We start from the raw sequence: 14,285 nt of genomic DNA, 5'->3' as shown, positions 1-14,285 counted from the left end.
GCCCGTGTCCCGGCCCCCGGCCCCTCCCGCGTGGCGGGGCGGGGGAGCTGTACGGTAGCGCGGTATTCGATCTGCGCGCCCCTGGAGCCCCCCGTGACGACACCTCCCCCCGGCGACCGCCTCACCCACGTCGACGACCAGGGCGCCGCCCGGATGGTCGACGTCTCCGAGAAGGCCACCACCGCGCGGACCGCCGTCGCGGCCGGCCGGGTCCGGGTCTCCCCCCGGGTGGTCGAGCTGCTGCGCGGCGAGGGCGTGCCCAAGGGCGACGCCCTCGCGGTGGCGCGGATCGCCGGCATCATGGGCGCCAAGAAGACGCCCGAGCTGATCCCGCTCTGCCACCCGATCGCCGTCTCCGGCGTCAAGGTCGACCTCGTGGTCGCGGACGACGCCGTCGAGATCACCGCCACGGTGCGCACCGCCGACCGCACCGGCGTCGAGATGGAGGCGCTCACCGCCGTCGCGGTGGCCGGCCTCACCGTCATCGACATGGTCAAGGCGGTCGACAAGGGCGCCACCGTCGAGTCCGTCCGGGTGCTCGCCAAGACCGGCGGCAAGAGCGGCGACTGGTTCGCGCCGGAGGCCGGCGCGTGAGCGGGCGGGCCGGGCGGGCACTGGCCGTCACCGTCTCCAACCGGGCCTCGGCCGGCGTCTACGAGGACAAGGGGGGCCCGCTGCTGGTGGCCGGGCTGACCGCGATGGGCTTCACCGCCGACGGCCCCCGGGTCGTCCCGGACGGCGAACCGGTGGAGGCCGCGCTGCGCGAGGCCGTCGCGGCCGGCTACGACGTGGTGCTCACCACCGGCGGCACCGGCATCTCGCCGATGGACCTCACGCCCGAGATGACCGCCCGGGTCATCGACCGGCAGGTCCCCGGCATCGCCGAGGCCGTCCGGGCCCACGGCCGGGAGAAGGTGCCGACCTCGGCGCTCTCCCGCGGGCTCGCCGGCCTCGCCGGACGTACCCTGATCGTCAACCTGCCGGGCTCGACCGGCGGCGTCAGGGACGGCCTGGCCGTCCTGGAGCCGCTGCTCGCCCACGCCGTCGACCAGCTCGGCGGCGGGGACCACCCCCGGCCCGACGCACCAGAGTCCGGGAGAGCGCACTGAACGCCGGCTGGCCGGTAGAGCTCCACGAGGGGGACGTCGTGCTGCGCCCGATCCGGGCCCGCGACCAGCGCGAGTGGCAGGAGGTCAGCCGCCGCAACCGGGACTGGCTGCGCCGCTGGGAGGCCACCGTGCCGCCGGGCCCGGCCGGGCAGACCGCCGGCCCGCGACCGACGTACCGGCAGATGGTCCGCTTCCTGCGCGGCGAGGCCTCGGCCGGGCGGATGCTGCCCTTCGTGGTGCTCCACAAGGGCCAGCTGGTCGGCCAGCTGACCGTCGGCGGCATCACCTGGGGCTCGATGTGCTCGGCCAACGTCGGGTACTGGATCGACGAGGCGGTGGCCGGGCGGGGCATCATGCCGACGGCCGTCGCGCTCTCGGTCGACCACTGCTTCCGCACCCTCGGACTGCACCGGATCGAGGTCTGCATCCGCCCGGAGAACGGGCCGAGTCGGCGGGTGGTGGAAAAGCTGGGCTTCCGCTCGGAGGGAATCCGCCCGCGCTATCTCCACATCGACGGCGACTGGCGCGACCACCTGGTGTACGCGCTGACCGACGAGGAGATCCCGGAAGGGTTGCTGGGGCGGTGGCGGGCGCTCAGTTCCGGTCGCGATCCGAGTAATTGAATATATGTTCGAATCAAATATCGATATGGCATCGGCACGCCCGTGGACCGGCACAAATGCCGGCAAAATAGTCGGAGAATCAGCTTGATCACACGACACGCCGCGCCAAATTGCTGCCAGGCCTTCCCCGGCGCCCGTACGGTGTGAATCGTGAGCAGTAGCGGCCTTATCTACGCCGTCATCGTAGGGGCCTGGGCCGCCTATCTGGTGCCGATGTGGCTCCGCAGGCAGGACGAACTCAACGAGGCACGTCCGACGGAACGCTTCAGCACCGCCATCCGCCTGCTGGCCGGGCGATCGGCACTGGAGCGGCGGGCAGCCCGGGCCCTGGGCGACGGACCGCGTGACGACGAGCAGGACGGCGACGGCCCTCCCGGACGGGACGAGGCCGCCCCCGGCGACCCCGCGGACACCGCGGAACCCGGCGCGGAGCCCGCGCCCTCACCCTCGCCGGTGCCCTCGCCCGCGGCCTCGCCGGAGCGCGCGGCCCGGGCCGAGCGGCCCGCGGTCGCCCCGCAGGGCGGGGCCCGGCGCCGGGCACAGCTGCTGGCCCGCCGGCGCCGGATGGTCACCGGCCTCTTCCTGGCCTTCGCGCTCGGCGCCGTCGTCGCGGCCGTCGCCGGACTGGCCTTCCTCTGGGTCCCGGCCGTCCCGGCACTCCTCCTCACCCTCTACATCGGCCACCTGCGCAAGCTGGAGCGCCAGCGGTACGAGGTGAAGCTCGACCGCGACCGCGCCGCCCAGGCCGCCGAGCGGCTGCGCAAGCGCGAGCAGCAGCGGGCCGCGGCCCCGGAAGCCGCGGCCGCTCCGGCCGAGGCCCCCGCGGCCCCGGACCGGGCCGCCGGTGAGCGCACCGGGCGCCGCCCCCACCTGCGGCTGGCGGCCGACCCGGAGGAGGCCACCGTGTCGGTGGCGTCCGCCTCTGTGGTGGCCGAGGCGACCGAGCATGAGGAGTGGGTCGACGGCATGCGCGAGCGCGGTGCGGCCGGCCCGGACTCCTGGGAGCCGGTGCCCGTCCCGCTGCCGACCTACGTCACCGCGCCGGTCGCCCCCCGGGTGTCCCGCAACCTCGACCTGTCGGCCCCGGGCACCTGGACCGCAGGCCGCCCGGCCGAGCCCTCCCGCAACACCCCGCTCTTCGACCAGTACGCCGAGGCCCCGGCCCCCGAGGCGCGCCCCCGCGCCGCCAACGAATGACCCCTCCGGCCCCCGACCAGCACCGGGCCGCCGGGGGTGGTCACGGACCCCCTCCGAAAGGTGCTAGAGTTTCTTCTCGTTGGGGCTGTGGCGCAGTCCGGTAGCGCACCTCGTTCGCATCGAGGGGGTCAGGGGTTCGAATCCCCTCAGCTCCACCCAACGGAAGCCCCGCCCGGTCGTCAGACCGGGCGGGGCTTCTGCGTTGTCCACGGGTACTCCGCCCGGGGGTGCGGGAGTTGGCGGCGTGACGAGCGTCACGGGGGTGGTCCGGCGGTGGCCTGACGGTCAGTCGCGGACGATCGTCACCGGGCAGGGCGCGTGGTGGAGGCAGTACTGCGCGACGGTGCCGAGCGGGGCGCCGGCCGCGGAGGAGCGGCCGCGGTTGCCGAGGACCAGCAGGGCCGCGCCGGCCGCGGCGGCCACCAGGGCGGGCCCGGGCGCGCCGGCCCGGAGCCGGCGGTGGACCGGGAGCGGGCAGCCGGCCAGGGCCTCGTCGAGGATCTCGGCCGCGCGGTGCTCGGACCCGAAGCCGTCCAGGGCGGGCAGGACGGGGCCGTGCTCGCCGTGGAGGCAGGGGAAGTCCCAGACCGACACCGCCTCCAGCGGGCCGCCGGTGAGGCCGGCCAGGCGGGCCGCCCAGCGGACGGCGGCGCGGGAGGGCGGCGAGCCGTCCACGCCGACCACGATCCTGCCCTCCGGCTGCCGGGTCATGGTCCGAGCCTAAGCGGGTGCCCGGGCGCAGGCAGGCGGTGGCGCCGTCCGGGCCGGCGTGGGGCGGGTCCGGGCGTCGGCGTGCGGCGGGGGGAACGGCCGGGGGCCGGCCGGAACGGATCCGACCGGCCCCCGGGTGGGACGGGTGCGCGTCAGGGGCGCTGGGAGCCCGCGTAGGGCCCGGGCTGCGGGGCGCCCGGCTGGGGCGGGACGGCCCCGTAGCGGGCCTGGCGGTAGCCGCGCGGGTGCCGGGTCAGCCGGTAGCCCAGGACGCCCGCCAGGGCGGCCAGGAAGCCGCCGCCGATCGTCCAGTACCAGCGGCTGTTCCAGCCGGAGAACCAGCCGGTGTACCAGTGCTCCTCGGGCTCCACCGGGGCGGCCGCCTTGGCGGTGCTCGCGCCGCCGCCCGCCGGCGGGACCAGCGGGGCCTTCAGCTCGCCGCCCTCCGGCTGGGCGTTGTCCGCGTCGCCCTTGGCACTGACGTGCAGCTGGACGGAGGCGGCCAGGCCGAGGTCCGGCTGCGGGGCGTCGCTGACCGACAGCCGCACGTAGTAGGTGCCGGGCAGCGGGTCGCCGGACCACGGTTCGGCCCAGGAGCGGACCTCGCGCAGGGTGCAGCTCAGCGCGAGCGTGGTGGCGTTCTGGTCGCCGGTGGCGTTCTGGGTGCCGGCGGTGCAGGCCTGGCGGCGGCGCAGCCCGTCGAAGACCTCGACGGACCAGGTCTGCGGGCCGTGCCGGTCGGTCGCGGGGGCCAGGTTGACGGTCAGGCCGATCGTCGGGGTCTGGCCCTCGGAGGCGCCGAACGCCCAGTACAGGTAGTCGCCCGTGGAGGCGGCGACGTTGGCGTCCTGGCCGGGGGACAGGTTGGTCGCGGTCAGGAAGGACGTGCCGGCCCTGGTGGCCGGGGCCGGGGTGCCGCTCGCGCTCGCCGAGGGCGACGGCGAGGCGGCGGAGGCGGCCGGGGCGGCCAGCGCGAGGGCGGGCAGCAGGGCGAGGGCGGCGAGGGTGCCGCGCAGGGTCGTACGCATGGTCAGTTCTCCCGCCAGACAGCGATCCGCCAGCGCGCGATCCAGCCGAACAGCAGGCCGAAGACCAGGCCGGCCAGGGTGAGGGTGAGCAACAGGATCCAGCCGCGGCCGAGGCCCATCGCCGCGCCCTCGGGGGCCGGCGAGGCGGTGGCCAGGTCGACGGTCAGCTCCAGCGGCATGCCGGGGTCGGCCAGGACGCCGGACTGCGGGGCCAGCGCGTTGCTGACGACCAGGCAGACCGTGGTCTCCGGCTTCGCGCTCGGCGAGGAGGTCGGGCTCGTCGTGACGTACCCCTTGGAGTCGCTGGTGGACCAGCGCAGCCCGGTGGAGATCACGTCGGTGCGGCCGCTGCCGGCGTCGGTGCCGCGGACCAGCTCCTGGCCGGTCGCGCTGGTCGCCTGCAGCAGGACGCCGTAGTCCCGGGCCACCGCGCGGTCCAGCCCCACGCTGACCGAGGCGCGCAGTTCCTGGCCGGACTTGACCGGGACCTTGTAGACGCGGTGCTCGGAGAACTTCTCGCGGTCGGTGTAGACGCCCGGGGCGAGCACCGGGGCGTTCTCGCACTTGTCGGTGCCGGCGGTCTTCACCGGGGTCACCGTGTAGGTGTCGTTGGAGCGGTCGACCAGCTGCTTCACCTTGTCGGTGAGCTGCTCCTGGGTGCGCACGTCGGTGTAGGTGCCGCCGGTCGCGTTGGCGATGCACAGGAGCTGCTGGCGGGTCTTGTCGTCGTGGGCCAGGCCGAGCGTGTCGACGACCAGGTGGATGCCCTGGGAGGCGAGTTCGCGGGCGACGTCGCACGGGTCGGGCGGGGTGCAGGTGTCCTCGCCGTCGGTGATCAGCACCACCCGGCGGGTGGTCTCGCCCTTGCCGAGGTCCTGGGCGGCACCGCGCAGCGCCAGGCCGATCGGGGTGAAGCCGGTGGGCCGCAGGGTGGCGACGGCCGTCTTGGCCTCGACCTTGTTGGTCTTGCCGACCGGGAACAGCTGCTTGGTGTCCTGGCAGCCCTGCGTCTTGTCGTTGCCGGGGTAGTTGGCGCCCAGGGTGCGGATGCCGAACTCGGTCTCCGCGGGCAGCGCGTCGATCACGTCGTTCAGCGACTGCTGGGCCACCGAGATCCGGCTCTTGCCCTGGATGTCCCGCTCGTTCATGGAGCCGCTGACGTCCAGGACCAGGTCGACCCGGGGGGCCTCCTTGGGCGTGGCGGCGGATCCGGCTGATGGTTCGTCGGCGTGGGCGGGCAGGCCGAGGAGCAGTGAGGCGCCCGTTATCGCCAGGGCGGCCAGCAGGCCGCCGAGCCTGGTCTTTGGTCGTCGTCCGGTAGTCACCCGGCGATCCTAGGGCGTGTCTTGCGGATCTTTGTCGGGGCCGCGACGCCAGGGCACGCACCTCGCCGCGTTGTCGTCAGTCGCCGATGCTCCGCATGGACTCCATCCTCCGCCTTGCGATGCACGCACCCTGACGCCGCGTCCTGTCCGACAAGACCCACAAGACACGCCCTGGGGATCATCAGTTGGCGATGGCCAAACGAGTCCGGATCGCGCGACGGCCGGGCTCGGGGTGAACTCCGGCGCGCGGCCGGGGGATCCGGTGCAGCGCTCACGCCGTCCTTACGCCCGCCGGATAGCCTTCCCACGGCGCGGACGGGAGGGGCGGGATGGAGCTGGCGGCCGTCGGCAAGCGGTACGGGCGGGGTGGGCGATGGATCCTGCGCGGGGTCGACCTGGCAGCCGGGCCGGGCGAGTTGGTGCGGATCGCGGGCGCGAACGGGAGCGGCAAGTCGACGTTGCTGCGGCTGGCCGCCGGGATCGAACGGCCGACCGCCGGGCGGGTGGTGCGCCCCGGCGCGACCGCGTACGTGCCCGAACGCTTCCCACCGGCGCTGCCCTTCGACGCGGCCTCCTACCTGCTGCGGACCGGCCGGGTGCACGGGCTCCCCGCGGCCGTGGCACGGCGGCGGGCCGGGGAGTGGCTGGACCGCTTCGGCGTCGCCGACCGGGCCGGCACCCCGCTGAGCCGGCTCTCCAAGGGCACCTGCCAGAAGGTCGCGGTCGTCCAGGCCCTGCTCGCCGAGCCCCGGGTGCTGCTGCTGGACGAGGCCTGGACCGGACTCGACCCGCAGGCCCGGGCGGTGCTGGACGAGGCGGCCGTCGAGCGGGCCGCCCGGGGCGGCACGGTGCTGTTCGTCGACCACGACCCGGCCCGGCTCGCCGGGGTCACCGGCGCCGTCTACCGGGTCGGCGCGGACGGCGGGCTGCGCCCCGACGGGCAGCCGGCCCCCGGGACTGCCCCCGGGACGGCCGCCGGGGTGGATACCGAGAGTGCGGCCGAGATGGAGATCGAGGTGGACGTTCCGGACGGCACCCCGCTGCCGCCCGGGCTGCCCGGTGCGCCGCGGGCGACTCCGCTGGCCGGGACGGCGGTGCGGCTGACCGTCCCCGCCGCGCAGTCGGACGCCCTGCTGCGCCGTCTGCTGCTCGGCCGCCCCGCCGTCCGGGTGCTGGCGGTGCGCCGGGGGGAGGGGGAACGGTGCGACCGCTCGGCGCGCTGACCCGGTACCACCTGGAGCTGCTGGTGCGCTCGCACGCCTGGCTGCCGCCGTTCCTGGCGTACGCGCTGCTGCTGGTGGTCGGCGTGACGGTGGGCAACCCGCTGCTGGGCGACCTCGGCTACGGCGCGGCGGCGCTGGTGCCGGTGAGCGCCTGGTACGTGCGCGGCGTGCTGGGTGCGGAGCCGCCGGCCTCCCGGGCCTGCCTGGTCGCGGCGGCGGGGCCTCCGAAGGTCCACCTGGGGGCGCTGCTGGCCGCGCTGACGGCGGGGCTGGTGCTGGCGGTGGGCCAGGTGGCGGTGCTCTCGGGGACCTTCGGGACGGTCGCCCGGCCGGGGGCCGCCGCGCAGCCGCCGGTCGGCAGCGCGCTGGCCGCCGGTCTGCTGACCGCGGTGGTCTGCGTGCTGCTGGGGGTGACGGCCGGGGTGCTGGCCGACCGGCCGGTGCCGGTGCGGGCCCCGTACGGCATCCCGGTGGCCCTGGGGCTGGCCGTGCTGGCGCTGGTGGCGCCCGTGTCGCCGGCCAACACGGCCGTCCGCGGCCTGGTGGACGCCGCCCGGACCGGCCGGGTGACGATGCCGTGGGTGCCGGCGGCGCTCGCCCTCCTCCTGCTGGCCGCGGCGGTGGCCGGGACGGCGGCGCTGGCCGGCCGGGGCGCGGAGTGATCCGGTCGACGGGGGACACACCGTCATGAAGCGCAGTAAATATGGATAGTGCTCGTTAGGGTGACGAACCGGGGCGCGGGCCCCGTCGTGCGGGTGCCCGGGCCGGCCGGCGCGTCCGACCGTCCGCCCCGTTCGGCCTCCCCGGGCAGCGGTGACCCGCCGCAGCGCCCGGCTCCCCGCGACCCCCAGGACGGTCCGTGGCGACACCCTCCGCCGTGACGCGATCCGCCGCCCGGCCGAGCCGGCCGGTGCCGACCGGGCGCCCCGTCGAGCTCCGGCTGCTCCTGGCCGCCGTGCTCCTCTCCGTGTTCGGCTACGTCGAGGTCGGCGTCGACCTGGACGGTGAGGTGCCCGCCGACGCCGCCGGGTACGGCGCCGCGCTCGGCGTGCTCGCCCTGCTGGCGCACGTCGTGGTCCGCCGGCGGGCCCGGTACGCGGACCCGCTGCTGCTGCCGATCGCCGTGCTGCTCAACGGGATCGGCCTGGTGGCCATCCACCGGCTGGACCGGGCCACCTCCGGCGCCGGCGCGGCCTCCGCGCAGCTGCTCTGGTCGGGCCTCGGGGTGGCGCTGTTCGCCGCCGTGGTGCTGCTGGTGCGCGACCACCGCCGGCTGCAGCGGTACGCCTACCTCGGCGCGCTGGCGGCGCTGGTCCTGCTGATCCTGCCGGTCTTCTTCCCGCCGGTGTACGGCTCGCGGATCTGGATCACCGCCGGGCCGCTCTCCTTCCAGCCGGGGGAGTTCGCCAAGATCCTGCTGGCCGTCTTCTTCGCCGCCTACCTGGCGGTGCACCGGGACGCGCTGGCGCTCACCGGCCGCCGGATCGGGCGCCTGCGGCTGCCGCCCGGGCGGGTGCTCGGGCCGGTGCTGCTGATCTGGGCCGCCTTCGTCGGCGTCCTGGTGCTGGAGACGGACCTCGGCACCTCGCTGCTGTTCTTCGGCCTGTTCGTGGTGATGCTGTACGTGGCCACCGCGCGCACCGGGTGGGTCGCGATCGGGCTGGTGCTGGCGGCGGTCGGGGCGGTGACGGTGGGCCGGCTCTCGCCGCACGTGCACAGCCGGGTCGCCGACTGGCTGGACCCGCTGGGATCGATCGCGGCGGGCCGGGGCGCCAACCAGATCGCCCAGTCGCTGTTCGCCTTCGCCTGGGGCGGGGAGCTGGGCACCGGCCTCGGCAACGGCCACTCGGTGCTGATCGGCTTCGCCGCCAAGTCCGACTTCATCCTCGCCACCCTCGGTGAGGAGCTCGGCCTCGCCGGGCTGATCGCGGTGTTCCTGCTGTACGCGGTGCTGGTCTCCCGGGGGTTCCGGACGGGCATCGCCCTGCGTGACCCGTTCGGGCGGCTGCTGGCGATCGGGCTGGCCGCGATCGTCGCCCTGCAGGTGTTCGTGGTGGCGGGCGGGGTGCTCGCCCTGATCCCGCTGACCGGGATGACCCTGCCGTTCGTCGCCCAGGGCGGGTCCTCGGTGGTCACCAACTGGATCATCGTGGCGCTGCTGGTGCGGATGAGCGACACCGCCCGCCGGCCGGCGCCGGTCGCCGCCCGGTCCGCGGCGGGAGGGCGGCCATGACGGGCGCGGGCCCCCGGGGGAACGGGCCGCAGGGGCTGCCGGGCATCTCCGTCACCGGGCGCCGGGCGGGCACCTTCTGCCTGCTGCTGATCGCCGCGCTGTGCGTCCAGGCCACCCGGGTGCAGGTGTTCGAGGCGGACGGGCTCGACCACAACACCGCCAACCAGCGGCTCACCGTCGAGCGGTACTCCCGGCCGCGCGGCGACATCCTGGTCGGCGCGGACGCCGTGACCGGCTCGGCGCCCACCGGCGGCCGCTACGCCTACAAGCGCACCTACACCGACGGCCCGCTGTTCGCGGCGGTCACCGGCTTCGCCTCGCAGGCCTACGGCGCCAGCCAGCTGGAGGGCGCCGAGGACGACCTGCTGTCCGGCACCGACCCGGGGCTGTCCGGCTGGGCGGTCTGGGACGCGGTGGCCCGCCGGCGGAACCCCGGCGGGGACGTCCGCACCACGCTGAACCGGGCCGCCCAGGAGGCCGCGATGCGCGGGCTCGGCAGCCGGCAGGGCGCGGTCGCCGCGATCGAGCCGGCCACCGGCCGGATCCTGGCGCTGGCCAGCACGCCCTCCTACGACCCGGGCGGTTTCGCCGGCTCCGGCGCGGCCGACCAGGCCGCCTGGAACCGGCTGCGGCTCGACACCGACCAGCCGATGCTCAACCGTGCGCTGCGCCAGACCTACCCGCCCGGGTCGACCTTCACGGTGGTCACCGCGGCGGCCGCGCTCGCGAACGGGGTGGTCACGGACGTCGACGCGCCGACCGGTGCGCCCTCCCCGTACGTGCTGCCGGGGACGGCCACGACACTGGTCGACGACACCCCGGAGTGCGACCGGCCCGGGCAGTCGCTGGACACCGCGATGGTGCTCAGCTGCAACAGCGTCCTCGGCTACCTCGGGGTGCGGACCGGGCTGGACCGGACGGCGGCGATGGCCGAGAGCTTCGGCTTCAACGACCCCGGGCTGGACACGCCGGTGCGCGCCGCCCGGTCGAACTTCGACACCACGATGGACCAGTCGCAGCTGGCGCTCTCCTCGATCGGCCGGTTCGACACCGCGGCCACCCCGCTGGTGATGGCGATGGTCGCCGCCGGGGTCGCCAACGGCGGCACGGTGATGCGTCCACAGCTTGTGGACGAGCTGACCAGGAGCGACGGCGGCACGGTGCGGCTGATGAAGCCCGCCACCTACCGGAGGGCGATGACGCCGGAGGTGGCCGCGCAGGTGCAGCGGCTGATGACCGACGCGGTGGAGCGGGGCACCGGCCGCGACGCCCGGATCCCCGGTGCGGTGGTCGGCGGCAAGACCGGAACCGCCCAGCACGGGGTGGACAACGGCGCGACGCCGTACGCCTGGTTCATCGCCTGGGCCGGGCCGGCCGGCTCGGACCGGGTGCCGCCGGTGGCGGTGGCGGTGGTGATCGCGGACAGCGGTGCCGCGGAGGCCACCGGCGGCGGGCTCGCCGCGCCGGTCGCCCGCTCGGTGATGCAGGCGGTGCTCGGCGGTTGATCTTCGCGACGGCCTCTGACCTGCTGCTTTAACCGCTGGAGAGGAGATGCGCCGTTTGCGAAGTGTCCGGTTTGTGTGCCCCGTTGCGCCGATTCGTACAATGCGCCGAGCGAGACTGTTCGTTTGCGACACTGGTGCATTCGCGGGGTACTGTCCCATGTTTGTTCGGTTGGTCCCCGATGACACCCCACGGGGCGTCGGGTGACCGGCCGCTAGGACACCCTCCCCCGCCTAGAAGGACCGCAGTTTTGGCCAGCAACTCCCTCGGCGCGCGTCTGCTGCGACGCAAGCCCGTCTCATCACTCATCGCCGAGAGTGAGGGCCATGGCCTTCCCGCCGGCGCGCCCGAGGAGGGCGGACGCTCCGGCATCCACCTGCGCCGCACGATCGGCCTCTGGCAGCTGTCCTCGATCGGCATCGGTGCCACCATCGGCACCGGCATCTTCTTCGTGCTCAGCACCGCGGTGCCCTCGGCCGGCCCGGCCGTCATCCTGTCCTTCGTGATCGCCGCGGTCACCGCCGGACTCACCGCGCTCTGCTACGCCGAGATGGCCTCCGCGATCCCGGTCTCCGGCTCCTCGTACTCCTACGCCTACGCCACGCTCGGCGAGGGCGTCGCGTTCGGCGTCGGCATCTGCCTGCTGATGGAGTACGGCGTCTCCGCCTCGGCGATCGCGGTCAGCTGGGCCGAGTACCTGAACAAGTTCCTCGACCTGGCGTTCGGCGTCACCATCCCGGAGCAGCTGTCCGGCGCGCCGGACAGCACCCACTGGTTCAACCTGCCGGCGCTGCTGCTGGTCGCCATGGTCTGCTTCCTGCTGATCCGCGGCGTCAGCGAGTCGGTGAAGGTCAACGCGGCCATGGTCGGGATCAAGATCCTCATCCTGATCCTCTTCGTCGGCGTCGCCCTCACCGGCTTCCACTCCGGCAACCTGACCCCGTTCATGCCGCTCGGCATCGGCGGCGTGCAGGTCGCCGCGTCCAGCATCTTCTTCTCCTTCATCGGCCTGGACGCCGTGTCCACCGCCGGTGAGGAGGTCAAGAACCCGCGCCGCACCCTGCCGCTGGCGATCATCATCTCGCTGGTCGTGGTGACCCTGCTCTACATCCTGGTCGCGCTGGCCGGCATCGGCGCCCAGCCGTGGGAGAAGTTCGACGGCCAGGAGGCCGGGCTCGCCCAGATCCTCCAGGACATCACCGGCCAGAGCTGGCCCGCGATGGTCTTCGCCGTCGGCGCGATCATCTCGATCTTCAGCATCACCCTCGTGGTGATCTACGGCCAGACCCGCATCCTGTACTCGATGGGCCGCGACGGCATGCTGCCCAAGCGCTTCGCCCAGCTCTCCCCGCGCACCGGCACCCCGGTCTGGAACACCCTCGTGGTGGGCCTCGGCGTCGGCGCCCTGGCCGCGTTCATCCCGCTGAACATCCTGGCCGACATCACCAGCCTCGGGACCCTCATCGCCTTCTCGGTGGTCTCGATCGGCGTGATCATCCTGCGCCGCACCCAGCCCGACCTGCCGCGCGGCTTCAGGGTCCCCGGCTACCCGGTCGTCCCGCTGCTCAGCGTCGCCTTCTGCATCTACCTGATCACCGGCCTGCACGCGGACACCTTCCGGGCCGGCGGGATCGCCATCGCCGTCGCCGTGGTCGTCTACTTCGGCTACAGCATCAAGCACTCCAAGCTGGAGCAGTCGGCCCAGCAGGCCGTCACGGCGGACACCCCCGCCGACACGAACAGCTGAACCGGACGTATCCGGACATGAGGGGCCGCCGGTGGGAACGACACCCGGCGGCCCCCCTCGTGCCACCACTCGCGCCGTGGTCGACGCCATGGCGACAGGGCCCCGCTCCCACCCATAACCTTCCACCATGGTGAGCACCCGCACGCCCGGCTTCTCCCGCCCGCGCGGCCGCTTCACCGGCCGCTCCAGAACGCCGGCCCCGCCGACCCCCGACGGAACGCCGTCCGCACCCGGACGGCTGCCGCTGGGCTTCTCCAGTCGGCCGTTCCCCCGTCAGCGGGGCGAGAGCACCTTCCCGCCCACGCCCGATCGGCTGAATCCCGCCCGGCTCGCCTCGACGCGCACCGTCCAGCTCCTCGGCTGCCTGATCGCGGCCGGCTGGGCCGCCGCCTTCCCGCTCGTCTCCGACCTGCCCAACCAGCGGCTGTGGGGCCTCGTCGCGGCTCCCTCGTACGCCCTGGCCGGACTGCTCTGCCTGACCCTGCCGCGCCGCTTCGCGGCCCGCGCCGCCGCCGCCGTCGCCATGGTCGGCGCCGTCCTCGCGCCACTCGCCCTGCTCGCCCTGCACGGCCGCCACCAGTCCGAGGTGATGGTCGTCGAACGCTCGGCGCACCTGCTGCTCACCACCGGCAGCCCGTACCTGCCCCACCCGGTGGTGGTCACCGACTACAACCCGTACCTGCCGGCGATGACCCTCTTCGGGATGCCGCGCCAACTGCTCGGCGACGGGAACGCCTTCGCCCGGGTCGCCGGGGACGCCCGGATCTGGTTCGCGCTCACCTTCGTCGCCTGTCTGCTGGCCAGCTGGCGGCTGCTGAGGCCGTCCCGGGACCGCGCGCCGCTGCTGCCGCTCGCCGTCCTCACCGCCTCGCCGCTGATCGCCCTGGCCTTGGTCGTCGGTGGCGTCGACCTCCCGCTGATCGGCGTCTGCTGCCTCGCCATGGCCCTCGCCGAGCGCGACCGCACCGTCGGCGCCGGCCTGGTGCTCGCCCTCGCCTGCACCCTCAAGTGGACGGCCTGGCCGGCCCTGCCCGTCGCCGCACTGCTGCTCTGGCGCCTCTACGGCCGCCGGCCCGCCGCCCGCACCGCGCTGATCGCGTTCGGCACCGGTCTGGCCGTCATCCTGCCCTCGGTGCTCACCCAGGCCGACGCGCTGCGCGAACAGGTCGTGCGCTTCCCGCTCGGGCTCACCGCCATCCGCACCCCCGCCGGTAGCCCGCTGCCGGGCAAGGTGCTGGCCGGCTTCGGGCCCACCGGGCACTCCGTCTCGCTGGCGCTCATGACCATGGGCGGCATCGGGGTGGCCATCTGGCTGCTCGCCCGGCCGCCGGTCTCCGCGATAGCGGCCGCCGACCTGCTGGCCGCCGGACTGGCCATCGCGTTCATGCTCGCCCCCGCCGGGCGCTTCGGGTACCTGGCGCTGCCGGTGGTGCTGGTGATCTGGCCCCGGCTGGCCGCCCGGCGTTGGACCAGCCGCAGGCCCGTCCCTCCGCCGCGCATGCTGGGGCGGCCGGAGCCCGCGCTGCCGCGGGGCTGAGGCGGTTGGAGCCCGCGCTGCCGCGGGGCTGAGGCGGTTGGGCCGTCGC

Annotated in this window: 13 protein-coding genes and 1 tRNA gene; 11 read left to right on the top strand and 3 right to left on the bottom strand. The window is 74.8% G+C overall.

Annotation, left to right across the window (positions count from 1 at the left end):
* Positions 1 to 153: 153 nt before the first annotated feature.
* The 5 genes from moaC to ACIA8Q_RS06915 all read left to right on the top strand — a co-directional run bounded on the left by moaC (position 154) and on the right by ACIA8Q_RS06915 (position 3,084).
* Positions 154 to 594, top strand: coding sequence for a cyclic pyranopterin monophosphate synthase MoaC (moaC, locus tag ACIA8Q_RS06935; protein ID WP_360213629.1), 441 nt, complete (start codon positions 154 to 156; stop codon positions 592 to 594).
* Positions 591 to 1,109: a MogA/MoaB family molybdenum cofactor biosynthesis protein gene (locus tag ACIA8Q_RS06930; protein WP_360213579.1), complete on the top strand. Its 519-nt coding sequence runs from the start codon at positions 591 to 593 to the stop codon at positions 1,107 to 1,109. The genes moaC and ACIA8Q_RS06930 overlap by 4 nt, the downstream gene beginning before the upstream one ends.
* On the top strand, positions 1,106 to 1,732 hold the full coding sequence (locus tag ACIA8Q_RS06925; protein ID WP_360213631.1) for a GNAT family protein: 627 nt from the start codon (positions 1,106 to 1,108) through the stop codon (positions 1,730 to 1,732). Before ACIA8Q_RS06930 ends, ACIA8Q_RS06925 begins: the two co-directional genes overlap by 4 nt.
* Before the next feature lie 150 nt (positions 1,733 to 1,882).
* Positions 1,883 to 2,929 carry a gephyrin-like molybdotransferase receptor GlpR gene (gene glpR / locus ACIA8Q_RS06920; RefSeq protein WP_360213581.1) on the top strand — a complete coding sequence of 349 codons (1,047 nt, stop codon included), beginning with the start codon at positions 1,883 to 1,885 and terminating at the stop codon, positions 2,927 to 2,929.
* A gap of 81 nt (positions 2,930 to 3,010) precedes the next feature.
* A tRNA-Ala gene (locus ACIA8Q_RS06915) sits at positions 3,011 to 3,084 on the top strand.
* A 130-nt stretch (positions 3,085 to 3,214) separates the two neighbouring features.
* Here the strand turns inward: ACIA8Q_RS06915 and ACIA8Q_RS06910 are convergent.
* The 3 genes from ACIA8Q_RS06910 to ACIA8Q_RS06900 form a co-directional block, all read right to left on the bottom strand.
* A complete protein-coding gene (locus ACIA8Q_RS06910; RefSeq protein WP_360213583.1) occupies positions 3,215 to 3,640 on the bottom strand; it encodes a universal stress protein in 426 nt (141 codons plus the stop codon).
* A 152-nt stretch (positions 3,641 to 3,792) separates the two neighbouring features.
* Complete coding sequence (locus ACIA8Q_RS06905) at positions 3,793 to 4,668, bottom strand: peptidase (RefSeq protein WP_360213585.1); 876 nt, start codon at positions 4,666 to 4,668, stop codon at positions 3,793 to 3,795.
* A gap of 2 nt (positions 4,669 to 4,670) precedes the next feature.
* The gene (locus ACIA8Q_RS06900; RefSeq protein ID WP_360213587.1) at positions 4,671 to 5,993 is read right to left on the bottom strand and encodes a VWA domain-containing protein; all 1,323 of its coding nucleotides are present in this window, start codon (positions 5,991 to 5,993) and stop codon (positions 4,671 to 4,673) included.
* 329 nt (positions 5,994 to 6,322) lie between these two features.
* On the opposite strand from ACIA8Q_RS06900, the gene ACIA8Q_RS06895 reads away from it, so the two are divergent.
* The 6 genes from ACIA8Q_RS06895 to ACIA8Q_RS06870 all read left to right on the top strand — a co-directional run bounded on the left by ACIA8Q_RS06895 (position 6,323) and on the right by ACIA8Q_RS06870 (position 14,236).
* Positions 6,323 to 7,216 (top strand): ATP-binding cassette domain-containing protein, encoded by an 894-nt coding sequence (locus ACIA8Q_RS06895; protein WP_396316860.1) that lies wholly within the window; start codon positions 6,323 to 6,325, stop codon positions 7,214 to 7,216.
* Positions 7,195 to 7,878, top strand: a complete 684-nt coding sequence (locus ACIA8Q_RS06890) for an ABC transporter (protein ID WP_360213591.1) — start codon at positions 7,195 to 7,197, stop codon at positions 7,876 to 7,878. Before ACIA8Q_RS06895 ends, ACIA8Q_RS06890 begins: the two co-directional genes overlap by 22 nt.
* A gap of 215 nt (positions 7,879 to 8,093) precedes the next feature.
* Positions 8,094 to 9,449 (top strand): FtsW/RodA/SpoVE family cell cycle protein, encoded by a 1,356-nt coding sequence (locus ACIA8Q_RS06885; protein ID WP_396316859.1) that lies wholly within the window; start codon positions 8,094 to 8,096, stop codon positions 9,447 to 9,449.
* Positions 9,446 to 10,954, top strand: a complete 1,509-nt coding sequence (locus ACIA8Q_RS06880) for a penicillin-binding transpeptidase domain-containing protein (RefSeq protein WP_396316858.1) — start codon at positions 9,446 to 9,448, stop codon at positions 10,952 to 10,954. The genes ACIA8Q_RS06885 and ACIA8Q_RS06880 overlap by 4 nt, the downstream gene beginning before the upstream one ends.
* Before the next feature lie 179 nt (positions 10,955 to 11,133).
* Positions 11,134 to 12,699, top strand: coding sequence for an amino acid permease (locus ACIA8Q_RS06875; protein ID WP_396316857.1), 1,566 nt, complete (start codon positions 11,134 to 11,136; stop codon positions 12,697 to 12,699).
* 127 nt (positions 12,700 to 12,826) lie between these two features.
* On the top strand, positions 12,827 to 14,236 hold the full coding sequence (locus tag ACIA8Q_RS06870) for a glycosyltransferase 87 family protein (RefSeq protein WP_360213597.1): 1,410 nt from the start codon (positions 12,827 to 12,829) through the stop codon (positions 14,234 to 14,236).
* Positions 14,237 to 14,285: the final 49 nt, after the last annotated feature.

It is taken from the genome of Kitasatospora sp. NPDC051705, assembly GCF_044453265.1.
In the GTDB taxonomy this organism is placed as follows: Bacteria; Actinomycetota; Actinomycetes; order Streptomycetales; family Streptomycetaceae; genus Kitasatospora.
This window is presented reverse-complemented; position numbering and strand designations above follow the sequence as displayed.